Here is a 17192-nt window from a genome sequence, read left to right on the forward strand (position 1 = left end):
ACCCTTCAGGTTTCTCAAACTCCGTTCCTACGGAACGTCGCACTTCGTACCTGACGGTGCTCACGCTCCTGCCCTTCGGCCAGTCGCACTTCGCGGCTTCGCGCTCTTCGCGTGAGGCTCCACCGTTATCTCTTCTCCCAGCTCACGCGAAGCCGCGAAGAACGCGAAGTTCAGTAGATGAGTATATGACTCCCCTGCGCACTCTTCGAGTGCTCAAACTCCATTTCTTCGAAACGTTGTTCTTCGCGTGAGATCGTGACGCTATCTCTGTATCGTCGTCTCATGTAACGTGCGTCGGACCGGAGTTCGACGAACATCGCAAGTGCGATGCGGTCCTTTCTACGTCACTGCACCTCGTTACTATCACCCGCTCCGCTGCCCCTCCTGCCCCGTCGGGCAGGAGGTACCTACCTTTTATAACCGGAGAACGTCCAATAATGTAGTAATTCCGTCAATCCCGGGAAGTGGCCAGAAGTCGGTTTGCTCCGCCGGGCCGCCGCCCCGAAGGGACTTCCCTTTCAGGAATGGCGCAACACTGGTGTCACGATGAGCGATAATGCGGTAGCAGCAGAGGTCGAAAAGACACGACCGCGGACCCGTGCCGAGAAACAGGTCGAGCACAGGAATCGGATGAAGCGGACGTTAGTAGCCTGTTTCATGGGCATCCTCGCCGGAGGACTCTCGTTCTACCTCTCCGGCACCCCCGACCCGGTGAGCGGGCTCCAGCAGAACGCCATCATCGGCATCCTTCTCCTGATGGCGGGCGTCGTCTTCCAGAAACACATCTTCATGCTCCTTCGGCTCGACTACATGGAGTTGACCGGAAAGGACTGGTTCTACCAGAGTTTCATGACGTTCGCGCTCTGGTTCATGACCTGGACGATCCTCCTGACTACCACCGTTCTGTGATCACCCATGCGTATTGCTGTCGTACACCGTGATCGGTGTCACCCTGCCAAGTGCGGCACCGAGTGCATCCTCTACTGCCCCCGCGTCCGGACCGGCGACGAGACCGTCGTCATCGGCGAGGACCAGATCGCTGTCATATCCGAGGAACTCTGCGTCGGGTGCGGTATCTGCGTGAAGAAGTGCCCCTTCCAGGCACTCGACATCGTCAACCTCCCCGAACAGCTCGACCAGCCGACCCACCGCTACGGCCAGAACGGCTTCGTCCTCTACGGCCTTCCGATCCCCGTCGAGGGGAAGGTCACGGGCGTCCTCGGGCCGAACGGCATCGGCAAGAGCACGTCGGTGAAGATCCTCTCGGGCACGCTCGTCCCGAACCTGGGGAGAACCGATGAAGAGGTCTCCTGGAAGGAAGTCCTCGACCTCTACCAGGGGACCGAGCTCTTCGACTACCTCCAGCTGCTCTCGCAGAAGAACGTGAAGGTCGCGGTAAAACCGCAGTACATCGACCAGATCCCGAAGGTCTTTACCGGGTCGGTGCGCGACCTTCTCGCGACCACCGACGAGCGCGGCAAACTCGACTACTACATCGACCGGTTATCGCTCAGGGCGGTCATCGACCGGCCGATCGCGACCCTCTCCGGCGGCGAGCTGCAGCGGGTGGCGATCACCGCCTGCCTTGCGCGTGACGCCGACTTCTACTTCCTCGACGAGATCACGCCCTACCTCGACGTCTACCAGCGGATGGCCGCCGCAAACCTCATCCGGGAACTCGCCCTGGAGCGGCCGGTCGTGATCGTCGAGCACGACCTTGCCATCCTCGATATGCTTGCCGATACCGTGCACATCGCCTACGGAGAGCCGGCGGTCTTCGGTGTCATCACCCACCCGAAAGGCGTCCGGGTGGGGATCAACCAGTACCTGGAGGGGTTCCTCCCGGAGGAGAACGTCAGGTTCAGGACGTACGCGGTGACGTTCGATACCCGGGCGCATGCTTCCGACGCGGAGCGGGAGGTGCTGCTTGAGTTCCCGGCGATGACGAAAGGCTTTGAGCAGTTCTCGCTCATCGTCGACGGCGGGGAGATCCGGAGCGGCGAGGTTCTCGGGGTGCTCGGGGCGAACGGTATCGGGAAGAGCACCTTCGCGCAGCTCCTTGCCGGGGTGCTCGAACCCGATACCGGGGCGATGGACACCCGGGTGCGGATCTCCTACAAGCCGCAGTACCTCAAAGGCGACACGGAGGCGACCGTCGAAGAGGTCCTCCGGCAGACGACGACGAAGTTCGACACATCATACTACCAGCACGAGATCCTGGAGCCGCTCTCCCTCGCGCAGCTCCTCCAGGCGCCCATAAACACACTTTCCGGCGGCGAACTCCAGCGGGTGGCGATAGCGATCTGCCTCTCGCGCGACGCCGACCTCTACATCCTGGACGAGCCGAGCGCCCACCTCGACGTGGAGCAGCGGGTGAAGATCTCAAGGATGATCAGGAAGCATGCCGAAGGGCGGGACGCGAGCACGCTCGTGATCGACCACGACATCTACGTCATCGACATGATCAGCGACCGTATCCTGGTCTTCGAGGGCGAGCCGGGGGTGCATGGCAAGGCCGCCGGCCCGTTCGACATGGCGCCGGGCATGAACCGGTTCCTCGAGGCGCTCGGGATCACTTTCCGCCGGGACAAGAGCGGGAGGCCGCGGATCAACAAACCGGGCTCGTTCCTGGACCGGGAGCAGGTCGCGGCCGGGGAGTATTACTATACTGAGATCTCGAAGTGATGGGCGGGGTGGGAAATTCTCTTTTTTTCGTGAGCCGTCGATAGTAACCACGAAGATTTAATTGGAAACAGAGTCACGTTCGTCGGCGTCCCAAACACGGTTTTCCAGTGAATATCGCGTCTGGGGGTGGGGTTGCAGGGGAGGGGGGAGACCCCCCTCCCCTGTCCCCACCCCCCGTGGCGGTATTCCCACGGTCCAGTGTATCGGGTTTTTTCCGGGCCTCTAACGTTCCATCAGTCTCGTCAAAAGGGGGTACCTGTGATTGCCGGGCAAACAAGCAGCTTCTAGTCTTTGAGGATACGCCCAACTAACTCACAGGCCGGCTCAAACACGCCTGTGCATTTGACCGTAGTGTTGCGATGGTCGGAGGCACCTGCCTTCCCGGAATCTCTGGTTACGCCTCAAGCCCCGTTCACCCACGGCTCCCCGCGCCGATCAACCCTTCAAAGAAAGCCCAAACCCCCTCAAACAGCCCGGCAGCCTCTTCGGGTGTCTCCACCTGTGTCGGGGTCCGAGGCAGCGGCGTCTCCGTCACTTCCGGTGCCGGCACCGGGGCGGCGGAGAGATCGAGGGTGGCGTGCTCCGTCATCTGCGGGATGTAGCCCACGTTCCCGGGAACGATGAACCAGCACCGGCCGTCGGCGTCGACGAAAAGTTTCTTGACAATGTTTACGCGGATACCGTCCCCCGACGTGATGTGCAGGGCGACGCCCGACGAATTCCGCGCGTATATCCCGTTATCGGATGCGATGTAGAGCATCCCTTCGGGTGTCGCCGCGACGTCGTTGATCATGACCGGGAACGCGCCCAGGTCTTCGGCGCCGAGGACCTGTGTAACCCCCGCATTGGGGGCGTAATGGAGAACCGTCGTGCGGTTGAAGAGGTACACCCCTCCGAACGGATCGACCCGCACCTCCGAGACCCCGCGAAGCGTGTCGTTACCGTAGGTGACCCGCTCGAAGCGGATGTCGCCCGTCCGATTCTTGAGCACCCCGATACCTTCGTTCTCCGATCCGATGACGAGCGCATCGCTCGCGGCATCGACCGCCATGCTCACGACGGTATGGCACCCGAGCCCCTCGGGCCCGGCCGGCTTGTACCACGTCCAGTCATCCCCGTGGCAGCGGTGGAGGCCCGCCCGCCCGGTGGCGATCCACATCTCGTCCCCCCACCGTTCGATGCAGTTGACGTTGAGGTTTTTGAGGAAATCCAGATCCTGGACGGCACGGTATTCCTTCCCGTCTCCGATCTGCAGCCCGTTCGGGTATCCGATCCAGAGGTGCCCCTCCGCGTCGAGGGCGACCGCGGTGACCATGGTCTCGAGAGGCGCGAGCAGACCATACGCCGTCTCTTCAGGATGCCTCGCGTTGACCGAATGCCAGGTGCCGTTCGCCATGTACACCGAGATACCGCTGTCGGTCGCAAAGATGACGTCTCCGTACCGGCCATTGATCGCATCCTTTACCCCGGCGGACGCGATGCCCGAATGATAATCGGGCACCTCGACGTACAGAGCAGATGCAAGAGGGGTGAATAGAGATGCCGCGGCTAAAATGAGGATCAGAGCGCGATACATGTCCCGTCCGCCCTCTTGATGATGAGGCGCCCCTTTCCCTCCGGCCAGTAGTACACAGACCGCCCGAGTTTTCCGCCGGTCTCCTCGTGTTCGATCCTGATGCCCTGTTCCTGAAGCAGTTCCTTCACCACAGCGGCGTTTCGCTCGCCGATATTCAGGGAGTTGGCCGAAAACTCAAACATGCTTGCACCGCCGACCACGATTGCGGTGATCGAGGATTTTGAGCTTCCGAGTTTCGTCATCTCCTCGAGGAGCGCGCACATGGCAGTATCTGCGAACTTCCCGGGACGATCGGTCACCCCCCGGCTTTCGGGGAGCATGATATGGGCGAGCCCCGCAAGGGCCCTCCGCTCGTCGTGCAGGATGAGCGCGATACAGGAACCAAGCCCGATCGTCCCCATCGGGCACTTCCCGACCCGGAGTTCGCCCAGACCCAGGATTATCGCCGTCTCTTCACCAAAAAAATTGTTCTCCATGATATCCCGGAGGCTGATTATGAGAGCGGTTCCATCATCTGTTCCAGCATGACGAACAGCTGCTGCGTAAGTTCGGCGTTCGGGAGCATGTAGATGCCCCCGTAGACAGGCGGCGCCTCGCTCGTGAGCTCGGTGTTGAAGATCAGGACGTCGTTCACGTCGCCGGCCACCTGCGCGACGATGGACTCGAAGGCGGCATGCGCCATATCGATGGCCAGCGCCGGGGGAGACGGCAGCATGACGATACCCAGCAGTTCGGCTGTCGCATCGAGAAACGCCGATATCATGATGTTCCCGATCTCGATCGCAGCGCTCTGGTCCATCTCGTTGATCTCGCGATCGGTATCGGTGGTGCCGAGCATCTGGTTGGTCAGCTGGATGACGGTCTCCCGGGGCATGCTGACGACGACATACCCACCGTCCGCGACCTCCCCCTGAATCTGGAAGACGACCATGGCCGAGATCTCGTTGCTGATGTGGTTATGCAGATCGGCGATATCGATGGCCAGCACCTCCGGCACCGTCATCTCGATCGGGCTCATCAGCATCTGCGATAACGTCGTCGCCGCGTGTGCTGCACCGATATTCCCAAACTCTGCCAGCGCGTCTTTCTGAAACGGATTCAGTTCCATGAGAATTCTCTCCTAAATCATTGTATTTACATCGAGTACCGGCACGACATCCCCGTCTCCGGGGATGGTGATCCCGCTGATCCCGCGGCAGTTGCCTGCAATCCTGGAGAGCGGTTTCACCACCACTTCCTGCTGACCGTCGACGGAATCGACGACGATACAGCATCTCCTGCCGTCGTTCTGCAGCACGACCAGCGTGTCGCTCTTCTCAGCCCGGCCGAACATATCCTCCAGGCGGTGCATCGGAAGGGTCTGGTCACGGAGCAGGATCGCCTCGCTGTTGCCGATCCGGTGGATAGCCTCCGGTCTCGTCTGCGCCACCTCGACGACGTTGCTGACCGGAATGGCGCACCGCATGCCGCTGATGTGTACCATCATGACATCGATGATCGCCATCGTCGGGGGGAGGACAAGTTCGAACTTCGTTCCCCTGCCTACCTCTGTCTCGACCTTGATCGATCCTTTGAGCGATTCTATCGTCTTCTTGACCACATCGAGCCCGACACCCCTGCCGCTGATGTCGGTGATCGTCTCGGCCGTGCTGAACCCGGGTTCGAAGAGCAGGCCGACCAGTTCGTCTTTCGTTGCGCTTGCCGCCGCTTCAGCCGTCATGAGACCTTTCTCAACGCCCTTCTTCCGGAGTCTCTCGGTATCGATGCCGGCACCGTCGTCCTCGATATCGATGACGACGTTGTCCTTGTCCCTCCTTGCCGTCAGCCGCAGCGATCCTTTGGGGGGTTTACCGCCGGCTTCGCGGATCTCCGGCGTCTCGATGCCGTGGTTCACGGCGTTCCTGATGATGTGCAGAAGCGGGTCGGAGAGCCCGTCCATCATGCTCCGATCGAGTTCGGTCTCGCCGCCTTCGATGGAGAACTCGACCTCCTTCCCGTCGTGGTTTGCAACGTCCCGCACGACCCGGGGAAGGCGGTTGAAGATGCGCTCGAGCGGCATCATCCGGATCCCCATCATGAGGTTCTGAAGGTCGGAGACGGAACGGCCGACCATGGAGAGCGCCTCGTCGAACTCTTTGATGCCGTGCTTCTTTGCGATCTGCTCGAGCCGTCCGCGGTTGATGACCAGATCCTCCACCAGGTTCATCATGCGGTCGAGCCGCTGGATGTCGACGCGGATATTCTTGATCTCCCGGCTCTTCTCGGCTTTCACCGCCCGCTGTACCTGCGGCGGCGGGATCTGCGGTTCGGAGGGGGCCTGTTCGGGCGCTCGAACCTCCTCGCTCGCCACCGGGGGGATCGCGAGAGGAGCCACCGTCGGCGACTGCGAAGTAGAGAGAGCAAGGAGCGAGATCTCCGTGCCGGAAGCGATCGTCCTGAGCGCATCCACCCCTGCCTCGCTCTCGATGAGAATCTCGAACGCCCCGTCGAATTTTCCGTCCTCGAGGAGTTCCCGTGAGGGGGTCGTCGAACGGACCGTCCCGATCTCTTCCAGGTTCTGCAGGAGCAGCATTGCCCGGATGTCCTTCATGGTGCTGGACGGGTCGACGGCGACTGCTAACGTATAAAGCGGCCGGCCGTCGGCTTCTTCTGCCTGTTCGGGAGGAACCCCGGCGGAAGCCGCCATATCGGGAGTCTCCTGCTCGCCTCCCTCCTCCTCTTCTTCGGCAAATGCCTGGAGATCCTGGACCAGACTTGTGGACTGCTCGTCGGACGGCTTTTCTCCTGCTTCGATGGCATCCAGCATCCCCTCGATCGCGTCGGTGCAGGTGAGCAGAAGGTCGGTGAGCGACGCGGTCACCTCGCGCCGGCCGCTACGGATGAGTGAGAATACGTCCTCCATCGAGTGGCAGAGGTGCTCCATCGCATCAAAGCCCATCGATGCCGACATCCCCTTGAGCGTATGTGCGGACCGGAAGATCTCGTCGATGGCTGTATGCTGGTCATCTCCGCTCTCAAGAGCGAGCAGGTTGTTCACGATGTTCTCGTGGTTCTCCCGTGATTCCTCAACAAACAGCTTCCGATATCCCTCTTCGTCAAACATGATTCACCTCGAGTTGGCTGACTGCTCTCGTGATCTCGCGCGCGAGACTCTCGAGCGGAATCACCTTATCGACGCAGTTCCTGGCAAGAGCGGAGCGCGCCATCCCGTATACGAGACAGTCCTCTTCGGCGCATACCATCGTCCTGCCGCCTGTACCCTTCACTGCGAGCGTTCCCTCGCCGCCGTCGTTCCCCATCCCCGAGAGGAGCACGGAGACGGTGCGCGAGCCGAAGACGCGTGCTGCCGAGGCAAAGGTCTTGTCGACGGCAGGCCGAACCGCGTGCAGGCGGGGAGCGGTCGAGTGGACGATCCGCCCGTGGGTTTTCCCGTTGCCCGATACGACTCCCGATATGACTGTGTGGAACCCGGCCTTTGAGAGCAGGACCATTCCGTCCTGCAGATTGTCTCCGTTCGCGGTCTCTTTCACGGGAAGAGCAGAGACTCTGTTCAGGCGCTCGGCGAGCGATGCGGTGAACCCCTCGGGCATATGCTGGGTGACGACGACGGCGGCAGGCAGGTCCGGCGGAAGCGCGGAGAGGAGCGTATCGAGCATCGGCGGTCCCCCGGCAGAAGAGCCTATCACAACGACTGCATCCGCCTCATTCCGGCTGACTGCTGGGGGTTTTATGATCGTCGGGAGCACGACAAGATTTCTGATCTTCTGGACGAGTTCTTTTTCGATGCCCCTGACGTTCGGAACGTCCCTCGGTTTGAGCATGAAATCGTCTGCTCCAAGCCGCAACGCCCGGTGGGTCATATCGGCCTGACGGGAGGTCAGCGTGCTCAAGACGATCACTTTCGGTCTTGCGCTCGCCTTTTGCAGCGTCTCGAGGACCTCAAGACCGCCCATCCGGGGCATCTCGATGTCGAGCGTGACGACGTCGGGTTTTAGATCGGATATCTTTTCGAGGGCATCGATGCCGTTGACCGCTGTTCCGACCACTTCGATCTCCGGGCTGTCTTTGAGCAGATCCCGGAGAATCGTGCGGATGAAGAGCGAGTCGTCGACGATCAAAACCCGTATCATGGTTACGCACTGAGAACGTTCTTGACTTCTTCGAGAACTTTCGGAGCCTGGAACGGTTTGACGATGTAGCCTCTCGCACCGCTCTTGACGGCGAGTTTGACCATCTGCTCCTGGCCGACCGCCGTGCACATGATGACTTTTGCTGCCGGGTCGGCTGCTTTGATGGCCTTGAGCGCCTCGATCCCGTTCACTTTCGGCATGACTACATCCATAGTAACGAGGTCAGGCTTGAGTTCCTGATATTTGGCGAGGGCTTCCGCCCCGTCCGCTGCCTCACCGACGATGTCGTGCCCGCCGGAGAAGAGGATGTTCTTCAGCAGCGTCCTCATAAACATTGTATCATCGACGATTAGGATTCTCCCCATCGAACACCACTCACTGAATATTTGATAAAAAAGTTATATATACCTTCTTATTTTGAAGAAATAAAGTTTTTAATCTAATGGAGATTTTACAGACTCTGAGATGTATCTAACACCTTTTGGGGTTAGTTGTACTTCCTTTCTGACATAGAGTACTTCGGCGAGCCCCGAGCCGAGGAGTTTCTCGTAGATGACGTCGAGGTCTTTGTGCGAGAGTTTGAGCATGTTCTCGATGGCGCTCGAGTCCATCCCGCTGTAGACCAGCATGGCCACCTGCCCGGTCAGGGGATCGATCTCCTCGCTGACCTCGGTATCGTGCGCCGCCTCTTTGAGGAAGTTGTAGAGAACCTGGAGCGTCGTCAGCGGGCAGAGAACAAAACTCGTCACGAGTTCGTTCTCGCTGAGGTGGTCGATCTTCACGACGTCGAGATTTTTCTCCTGGATCTCCCGGGACGTAAGTTCGATGCCGGTCACCTCGTCGAGAGGGATGCAGACCTGCTTCTCCTGGCTGATGAACCAGATGCCGGTCTTCATGACGGTGATCGCGCCTTTCTCCCATTGCGCGTTCTGGACGAGTACCCCCCCGCGGATTGCGGGCGACATGAAGAAAGCGTTCAGCCGGTAGGCGCTCGCCTGGGTGATGATGAACTTTTTTAAGACCAGGAGAACCTTCTCGACCGAGGCGATACGGTAGACCCCCTCACCGGTCGCCCCGGCGGTGATGATCACCTGGTTCTTCTTCTCCTCGAGATCGACCACGGATTTGTATGGGATCTCCTGATTGAGGGGAGCATCGATGCGGAAACGATCCTCAGCGATGCCCATCGTCGTCGGGATCCACTTGCCTTCGTGCTCGACCTTTATCGGAACTGATTTCATCTTTGCTTCCCTCGTCTCCTCTGTATTACTCTATCCTGCGCGATATCATCATCGTTGTGATTTCATTGCCGTGAGGACATCCTCGAGCCCCGCCGCCAGGTCTTTCGCATGGAACTTCTCCCCTTTCAGTTCGCGGACCAGGCTGATATCCTCCACGAACGTCTTCTTTTTGGCGTCGGCTTTGAGTGCGGTGATCAGGTCGTCCTCGACCGCGCCGCCGGACGCAAAGGAGACCATGTCGAAGTCTTCTTTTGTCTCCTCCTCGATCTCCCCGAGGATGTCTTCTTCCGGGACAGGTTCTTCGGCGTCGGTCTCATCCTCTTCTTCGCCCTCGATCTCGATCTCGTCGAGATCCAGGTCGTCGAGCGTGGAGAGATCTTCGCTCAACGCGCTCATGTCCGGCATGCCGTCGTCTCCGGGCAGCTCCGGGACGTCCGCTGCTACCGGCGGGAGGGCGGCGTCGGGCTCGCCGGCGTCTCCGGCAAGATCGATGCCGGACGGAATGTCGAGGTCATCGAGCTCGCTCTGGTGCGACTTGAGAATATCCGATATGGCATCCGCATCCTCCGCCGAGAGCAGGGAGATCTGGTCGTGCTCGAACAGCGTCCCGGGGCCGGACGCTTCGCCGTCGATGTCGAGCCCCTCCAGTGAGTCGATGTCGATGTCTGCAAGCGAAGCAAGGGGATCGGCCGTGTTCCCGCCGGCCTTCGGCGGGGCCGGGGTTATGGACGGGTCGGGGACCGTCCCCTCGACCGTCTGGTCGAGCATGGCGTCGATCTGCTCGATGCCGCTCTTCTTCTCTCGTTCAGGAGCACGGGCATGTGCGATCGCTTCCAGGACCGATACCTTGAGTGTCCCGAGCATACCGGAGAGGTCGATCCCGGAGAACGGGCGTCCCGGGGTGGGGACCGGGCTCTCTGCCGGTGCACCCGGTTTTTCGATCGGCACATCGGGTTGTTCCTTCTTGCGCTCCCGGAGCGCGGCGCGCAGCCTCGAAGGTCTCAGGTCTGCAACGTCGAGCGCCCCGGTGACGACGAGCGCGAGGAACCCTGCGAGCACGGTGCTTGCGATGACGACCTCGGCGGTTGCGTCGAGGACGATGATCACGGAGCCTGTACCAACGGTTATTAGAAACAGAAGCGGACGACGTATATCTTCTCTCAACATCACACCTCCACGAATGCTGGAATGTTAAAGAATGCGCTCACCATGATCGGTGCAATGATGTAGACGGCACCGGTTGCCACGCAGAGCAGGCTTGCGAAGAAGTAGTACAGGTATCGGTCGCCACCCATGACAATCTTTCCTGCAAGCATGTTTGCAACGGTCAGCATTAAGAGGATCGTTACTACGTAGGTTCGCATTACGTCCTCGGGGAAGTTCACGAAGATGTTCAATGACGTTGCCATCGAACCGCCGATCGAAGACGTTCCTCCCGAGAGTGCTGCCGAGGACTCGGCGAAGTGATCCATCACCTCCGTCACGGCACGCGACATCGAGAGAAGGATCTCGAAGAGGAAGACGAAGATGCCGATCATCGCCCCGTGCATCGGCACGAGCAGGACGACGAACCCCTTCACCATCATGTCGCGCTTCCTCCGGAGCAGCACCTGTTCGAGCATCGACGAACCGACGATCTTTCCGATCGCGTCGGGCGACCCGCCGAGAGCCACGGCGTCACGGAAGATGTTCATGTACTTGTAGATCAGGTAACTGCCGGTCTCCCCGATGAACTTCTTCCAGCTCCCGGCTTCATCGAGCCCGAGGTTCAGTTTCGACGAGACCGAGTTGATGAACGGCTCCAGGTGGAAGAGCGACTTCCGGTCGACCTCCTGGAGAGCGTCGCCGGTGGTGATGCCCTTGCCGCCCATGATCGACCCGAGCCCCCGGATGAACGTGGCGAAATCGTTGTCCCGGTTGATGACGTTCGCGTCGTCGATGTAGCCGATGACCCCGAGCGGCATCAGGAGCAGGCCGACAAGCAGGAAGATGATGCCCGCGTTGGCGCCGACGAGGATGAGCATCAGCCCGATTGCGGCGGTGACCGGCAGGATCAGGCGTTCCAGCCGCCGGATGACGTCCTGCTCCCTTGAGCAGATCTCAGTGAGGCCGTGCGTGCGGGGGTCGTCGGGGACGGCCCGGTACATGATAAAGAGGCCGAAGACCGATATTGCGAGGATGATGAGGTAGGATGAGTTCAGCGCCGACTCGATACCTTCGGGGGCGTAGATGGCCACCGAGATCATGATGATGATCGCGACGAGCGCTCCCGAGAGGAGCATCGCGATGTAGGCGTCGCCCCACTTTTTCAGGAGTTCGATCCCCTGCTCGAACGTGTTCCGGTAGATGCTCCGGATACTCGAGAGTTCCGTGGCGATGAAGTCGTCGTCCGGGACACCGGAGTCGATGGAGTTGGCGTAGCGGTTGAGCATGCTCTGGAGGGTTCCGTTCCGGCACCGCTCCGCGACCGCCCGGAGGGCGTTGGAATAATTCTGGCCCCACCCGGCGACCAGGCGCTGCACCTTTGCTATGTAGCGCGACGGGATGTACTCGAACCGCTCGGAGGTGTACTGGAAGATCTCCGGCCGGGTCACGGTGGATGTGGTGATCGCGGCCATGTAGGTGTACATGAAGAGCAGATCCTGCTCCATCTTCTTGTTCTCGAGGATGGAAGAGCGGAGGTTGTCGAGAGATTCTGCCTGCTCCTCGAACGGGATCTTCCCCTGGTTTGCCGCCCGCAGTCGTTCGGTTACATCCTCGAACAACGCTTACACCTCGATGTTGAGCAGACCCTGCTTCTTGATCTTCGTGGTCATGTGGAAGAGATCCCAGAACTGGGTGTACCCGGCCTTGTGAAGCCGTTCAAGAATTTTGGCGCGTTTATCGACTTCATCGTAGATCTCGGCCCGCCGGTTCTCGGGGATGCCGAGCATCGTTGCGATCTTGTTTTCAAGCAGGTAACTGCTTCCTTTCCCGGTAAAGGTGAAGGAGTCGGTGGCGGGGTCCCAGACGAACGCCGCCATGAAGGAGAATCCCTGCGTCTCGGGGTCGTAGCCCACGAGTTCGTTGACGCTGAGCATCCGCCGCACGGTTCCCCCCTGGGGGAGTTTTACCGCACTCTGGATGATGACCAGGTTTAAGTTGTCGACGTAGGTCTTGGGGATGTTGATCGGGTCGCCGCAGAGACGCTGGATCAGTTTCTCGACCGACGCTGCGTGGAAGGTGCTCATCACCGGGTGGCCGGTCTGCATTGCGGAGAATGCGACGGACCCTTCCACTCCACGAATCTCACCGACCAGGATCTGGTTCGGGCGCTGACGCAGCGCAGCTTTGAGGAGGTCGAACATCGTGACCTCGGAGCCTTCCCCTTCGCCCTTTCCTTTGGCTTTCGCGACCTCGCGTGTCCAGTTCCTGTGGGGAACGGTCAGTTCCGGGGTATCCTCGATGGTGACGATCTTGTTCTCGGGCGGGAGGAAGGTCGTGAGGGCGTTCAACGTCGTCGTCTTGCCGCTTGCGGTCTCACCGGAGACGAACATCGACATCCCGTACTCAAGGCAGATCCAGAGGTAGGCGGCCATCATGTAGTCGCACGCCCCGCTCTCGATGACCTGCAGGATGCTCAGCGGCACTTCGTTCACCTTACGAATGGTGAAGTTGCTTCCGTGCTTGCTGATCTCGGTTCCGTAGACGATGTTGATACGCGAGCCGTCGGGGAGGGTCGAGTCCACGATGGGGTTCCTGTACGTCAGCGGCCGTTTGATTCGCTCGGCGAGTTTGACGACGAAGTTGTCGAGTTCCTGGGAGTCCCGAAACCCGATGACCGATTTCAACCCTTTGAAGATCTTGTGCTCGATGAAGATCGGCCCGACGCCGTCGCAGGTGATATCCTCGATATACCTGTCGGAGAGAAACGGTTTGAGCGTCCCCATCTCGATCTTGTCGCGGATTATCATGTACTCGAGCGCCTTGTACTCCTGCTGCGTGAGGATGATCCGCCCGTCGGCAAGTTCCTGGCGCCCCGAAACCTGCGGTCGCTTCGGCGCGCCGATCTCGGAGGTGAGGAAGGTCTTGATCCGGAGTTTGAGGTCTTTCGATTTCCCGCCGGCAAGCAGGGACTTGTCGATCACCTCGCCCGGCTTCTTGATGTAGACGAGTTGCTGGATGAAATTCTTCAGCACCCCGATCCGTGCCTTTTCGGTCACCGGCTCCTCCTCGAGGGCATCGATCATATCGATCAGTTTCTCCTCGATCACCGGGAGGATCTCTTTTACAGAGTGCAGAAATGCCGGCTCGATCGGGATGTACCAGTTCCGGACGTCGTTCGGGTCCGGGAAGATGTGGATGAACGTCGTCTCGTTCACCGGGTAGATGATGTTCGGGTTCTCCATCGATTTTAAGTCCCGCTTCAGCTCCGAGAGGAAGAGCGGGATGCCGACGGTGTTGACCGGCAGGATGTGGAGGTACTCGAGCAGGTGGGGGCTCGCCTTGACGTAGTCGCGGGCGTTTGCCGGGAGCATCCGGTAGAGTGCGCAGGACTCCACGTTGTTGTAGCAGTCGTTCCCCTCGTCGATGAACTCGGGCTCGAAGGGGAGGGTTACCGTTGCTTCCAGCGCCGATCCCATCTCTCACACCTTCGCGACCGAGACGGGGATGATCTTGATGCCGTACCCGGGGTGAACCTCGAAACTGATGATGTTGCCCGTGGTCTTTCGTGCGCCGCGAACCTTGACGACCTCGAGCATCATCACGTATTTGCCCCCGACGAGCGCCTTCTTCATGAAGAGGTGGGCGTCGCAGATCGAGCGAATCCGGACGAGGGAGTCTTCGACGAAGGCGTAGGTGTGGTGGGTTACGAGGATGGTCTTGCCGTGGTCGACGAGGTTCTTGCAGTTCGTGAAGAACGTAAGAACCGTGTCCTGCTTGGCGTACTCGGTGAAGAGGGTGAGCGAGTCGATGACGATCACCTGTGCCTTGCTCTGCTCCATGTAGTGGATCATCCGCTCGAGCGTCCCCTGCATCTTCTCTTTCGTCCACTCGAACCCGACGACGTGCATGGGAAATACCCGGAAGTAGCCCCAGGCGAAGTAGTCGGAGACATCGAGGCTCATCGATTCCATCTGGGTGAGGAAACTCTTGCTCGTATTCTCGGTCGAGAAGAGGTCGACGTTGAACCCCTGTTTCAAGGCGCCCCAGATGATCTGCTGGGTGAGCACGCTCTTTCCGGTGTCGTTCTCACCCTCGATGAGGGTGAGCGACTGGAGCGGGAGGCCGTCGGCGATCTTCTTGTCGAGTTCGGTGTTTCCGGTCGAGAGGATCGTCTTGTCGGGCATCTCGAGAACACTGCTGTTTGCTTCTTCGCTCGTTGCCATTTCGTCATTCACCTGTCTGTATGTATGCCGAACCGGAGACCCCATTTCCGGTGACGACCTGAACCCACGTGAGATTGGCGTCCTCCGTGCAGGTGACGGAGAGGTTGAGGGTCTCGCCGGGATCGAGCTCGCCCGGGTGGATTCCGTCGGGGGTTATGCTCACCTTGCTCCAGCGGTAGGTGTCGTTGCCGCAGGGAACGTAGACCGGTTCCCCCTCGATCTGGAGGTAGACGTCGATGGACGTAATATCGACGACCGGTTCGCTCCCGGTGTTCTTCACCTCGACGTAAAGTGTCGTGCCGTCGAGGGTCGTATTCTGGATCGCGATCGCCGTCCGCATCCGGGCTTCCTGGTAGGCGGCGAGGTTGCTCTGCGCTTCGACCATCACCTCGGTGGTGGTGAGGGTGCCGCCGATCAGGACATAGGCGGTGACGACCAGGAGGAGGATGCCGATTCCGGATGCGACGAGGGGTCCCGCACTCATGGTCAATCACTCGCGGTGAAGGTGGTCGACCGGATGAGCCCCGAGGGGAGGACGAACTGGAAGTAGACGATCTCCCCCTTGCCGGGGATCTTCGCCGTGTTTCCTTCAATGTAGAGCGTCTCCCCGGGGTCCCAGTAGTTGTTGGTGTCTTCGAGGATCTCGTACCTCCAGGTTCCCTCGGTAAGCGCCCCAGATCGCGTCAGCCGTATGAAGTCGCTCTGGCTCCCGAGGAAGACGTCGCTCCTCTGTATACTGCTATCGGCGATTCTGCCGGCACCGATGTTCTTCAGCCAGATCTTTGCGGTGCCGGTGCTGCTGGCGTAGGTCGTGACGACCTTTACGTCCGTACTCAACCGTTCGTCCACGTTGTGGGAGGACGACGAGATCGTGCTCGAGAGCGTGTAGATTACTGGAAATACTGCGTTAATGAGGACGCCGGCCGATATGATGGCGGCGATAAGGAACATCGCTGTGGTGAAGGTTTCGCTCGACATTCATCATATCCTGTCCAGCAACTCAATCCAGGCATCACCGGCATTCCGTTCCTGTGAGGATGTCTTCTCGCTGTCCAGTTCCCCTGCATCCCGCCGGGAGAGCATCAGCACCTCAATCATGTCGCGGTCGAGCGTGGAGTCGTCGGGGTCGAGGATCCGGTTCAAGACGTAGAGTTCCGAGACGAATTCGTTCGGGCCGATCTCCTGCACGTCTTTCCGGGTTTCGGGCGCCATCCTCATGATCTCGCCAATCTGGTCGGAGACCTCTTCGGTGATGTAACCCATCGACCGGTAGGCGTCGATCATGATTGCCATGTGCTCGTGCCCGTACCTGGAGCATCCCCGGTGCACCCACTCAAAGAGCCGGTGAACCTTCTGGAGTTTGAGCTTTCCTGCGGGTTTCGCCTGCGGAAGAGCGCCAGCGCGGGCTCCCGGGAACCCGGCCGCCTCGAGGTCGGTCGGGAAGAGTTCGCCGCCAGGCCCCTCAAGCGCCGGTTTCTCCGGCTTCAGGCCGAGATCCGCGGGCAGAGCGTCCAGCTCGGGCATCTCGTCGTCTGCCTCGTCGTCGTCCGGGGTGCCAGCCGGCTGCTCGAACCGGTTCCCTGCGTACGAAACGGCGGCGCTGGTGAACGGGTTGTCCAGTTCGTTCATCCGTTCCCGGAGATCGATGAGCAGCCGCTTGATCGAGGTCTTGACGAAGTCCAGTTCCTTCTCGAGAGTGTCGAGACGTGCCTCCGGGTCCTCGGAGGACGCGCCGGAGAGAATTTTATCGATTTGAGCCTGGTCTACCCCCACCATAATATTGAATTATATCAGTGTCATAGTTAATAAAAGTTGCTTGTGTTGATATTCGATTTCCGGTCGACTTATTGCCTTCTGACCGTTATCAAGGACTTGTTCGGGGTATATGTCTTCGATATTGCCGGGGACTGCCGAACGGTATGGTTCCCCGGGCGCCGGGGTGAGGTGAGGTACTGGGTTCGGGCAGTGCAATCGGTTGTTGGCCGGTGATGCGAGCACTTTTCCTGGAACCATTGCGCCCCTGCACTCCGGGGTCGCTGCGGTGGTGGCGGTGACGCGCGGTTGAAGGGGCGGGGATGCCCGGGGGGGCGGAGAGTTTCGATGTATTCTTTCCGTGGAGCAACAGCTTTGCTGGCTTACAGCATACTCTATCGCCCCGGAGTGCGGCTCCGGCACGGGCCGGTGTTCGGAT

The 17192-nt window shown here is 60.0% G+C and carries 16 protein-coding genes; 2 read left to right on the plus strand and 14 right to left on the minus strand.

The window, feature by feature from the left end; all coding sequences use genetic code 11:
* The first annotated feature begins 546 nt into the window (after positions 1 to 546).
* Together MEMAR_RS04610 and MEMAR_RS04615 are read left to right on the plus strand one after the other, a co-directional pair.
* Positions 547 to 909 (plus strand): EMC6-like membrane protein, encoded by a 363-nt coding sequence (locus MEMAR_RS04610; RefSeq protein WP_011843782.1) that lies wholly within the window; start codon positions 547 to 549, stop codon positions 907 to 909.
* Positions 910 to 915: 6 nt separating this feature from the next.
* Positions 916 to 2685 (plus strand): ribosome biogenesis/translation initiation ATPase RLI, encoded by a 1770-nt coding sequence (locus MEMAR_RS04615; protein ID WP_011843783.1) that lies wholly within the window; start codon positions 916 to 918, stop codon positions 2683 to 2685.
* Between the two features lie 412 nt (positions 2686 to 3097).
* Here the strand turns inward: MEMAR_RS04615 and MEMAR_RS04620 are convergent, their stop codons facing one another.
* From MEMAR_RS04620 to MEMAR_RS04685, 14 genes are all read right to left on the minus strand, one after another.
* Positions 3098 to 4261, minus strand: coding sequence for a ligand-binding sensor domain-containing protein (locus MEMAR_RS04620; RefSeq protein WP_081432595.1), 1164 nt, complete (start codon positions 4259 to 4261; stop codon positions 3098 to 3100).
* Positions 4246 to 4737 carry a chemotaxis protein CheD gene (locus MEMAR_RS04625; RefSeq protein WP_011843785.1) on the minus strand — a complete coding sequence of 164 codons (492 nt, stop codon included), beginning with the start codon at positions 4735 to 4737 and terminating at the stop codon, positions 4246 to 4248. Before MEMAR_RS04625 ends, MEMAR_RS04620 begins: the two co-directional genes overlap by 16 nt.
* 17 nt (positions 4738 to 4754) lie before the next feature.
* On the minus strand, positions 4755 to 5369 hold the full coding sequence (locus MEMAR_RS04630) for a chemotaxis protein CheC (RefSeq protein WP_011843786.1): 615 nt from the start codon (positions 5367 to 5369) through the stop codon (positions 4755 to 4757).
* Between the two features lie 12 nt (positions 5370 to 5381).
* On the minus strand, positions 5382 to 7364 hold the full coding sequence (locus tag MEMAR_RS04635) for a chemotaxis protein CheA (protein ID WP_011843787.1): 1983 nt from the start codon (positions 7362 to 7364) through the stop codon (positions 5382 to 5384).
* Positions 7357 to 8391 (minus strand): chemotaxis-specific protein-glutamate methyltransferase CheB, encoded by a 1035-nt coding sequence (cheB, locus tag MEMAR_RS04640; protein ID WP_011843788.1) that lies wholly within the window; start codon positions 8389 to 8391, stop codon positions 7357 to 7359. The genes MEMAR_RS04635 and cheB overlap by 8 nt, the downstream gene beginning before the upstream one ends.
* A gap of 2 nt (positions 8392 to 8393) precedes the next feature.
* Positions 8394 to 8756, minus strand: a complete 363-nt coding sequence (locus MEMAR_RS04645; RefSeq protein WP_011843789.1) for a response regulator — start codon at positions 8754 to 8756, stop codon at positions 8394 to 8396.
* Positions 8757 to 8825: 69 nt separating this feature from the next.
* On the minus strand, positions 8826 to 9632 hold the full coding sequence (locus tag MEMAR_RS04650) for a CheF family chemotaxis protein (protein ID WP_011843790.1): 807 nt from the start codon (positions 9630 to 9632) through the stop codon (positions 8826 to 8828).
* Positions 9633 to 9680: 48 nt separating this feature from the next.
* Positions 9681 to 10799 carry a hypothetical protein gene (locus tag MEMAR_RS04655; RefSeq protein WP_011843791.1) on the minus strand — a complete coding sequence of 373 codons (1119 nt, stop codon included), beginning with the start codon at positions 10797 to 10799 and terminating at the stop codon, positions 9681 to 9683.
* Positions 10799 to 12397, minus strand: a complete 1599-nt coding sequence (flaJ, locus tag MEMAR_RS04660) for an archaellar assembly protein FlaJ (protein WP_011843792.1) — start codon at positions 12395 to 12397, stop codon at positions 10799 to 10801. Before flaJ ends, MEMAR_RS04655 begins: the two co-directional genes overlap by 1 nt.
* A 3-nt stretch (positions 12398 to 12400) precedes the next feature.
* Complete coding sequence (locus tag MEMAR_RS04665) at positions 12401 to 14254, minus strand: type II/IV secretion system ATPase subunit (RefSeq protein WP_011843793.1); 1854 nt, start codon at positions 14252 to 14254, stop codon at positions 12401 to 12403.
* Positions 14255 to 14257: 3 nt separating this feature from the next.
* Positions 14258 to 15001: an ATPase domain-containing protein gene (locus MEMAR_RS04670; RefSeq protein ID WP_011843794.1), complete on the minus strand. Its 744-nt coding sequence runs from the start codon at positions 14999 to 15001 to the stop codon at positions 14258 to 14260.
* A 4-nt stretch (positions 15002 to 15005) separates the two neighbouring features.
* Positions 15006 to 15485: a flagellar protein FlaF gene (locus MEMAR_RS04675; protein ID WP_011843795.1), complete on the minus strand. Its 480-nt coding sequence runs from the start codon at positions 15483 to 15485 to the stop codon at positions 15006 to 15008.
* Positions 15486 to 15487: 2 nt separating this feature from the next.
* Positions 15488 to 15979: a hypothetical protein gene (locus MEMAR_RS04680; protein WP_011843796.1), complete on the minus strand. Its 492-nt coding sequence runs from the start codon at positions 15977 to 15979 to the stop codon at positions 15488 to 15490.
* 3 nt (positions 15980 to 15982) lie between these two features.
* Positions 15983 to 16777: a FlaD/FlaE family flagellar protein gene (locus tag MEMAR_RS04685; RefSeq protein ID WP_011843797.1), complete on the minus strand. Its 795-nt coding sequence runs from the start codon at positions 16775 to 16777 to the stop codon at positions 15983 to 15985.
* Between the last annotated feature and the right edge of the window lie 415 nt (positions 16778 to 17192).

This window comes from Methanoculleus marisnigri JR1, assembly GCF_000015825.1.
Lineage (GTDB): Archaea > Halobacteriota > Methanomicrobia > Methanomicrobiales > Methanoculleaceae > Methanoculleus > Methanoculleus marisnigri.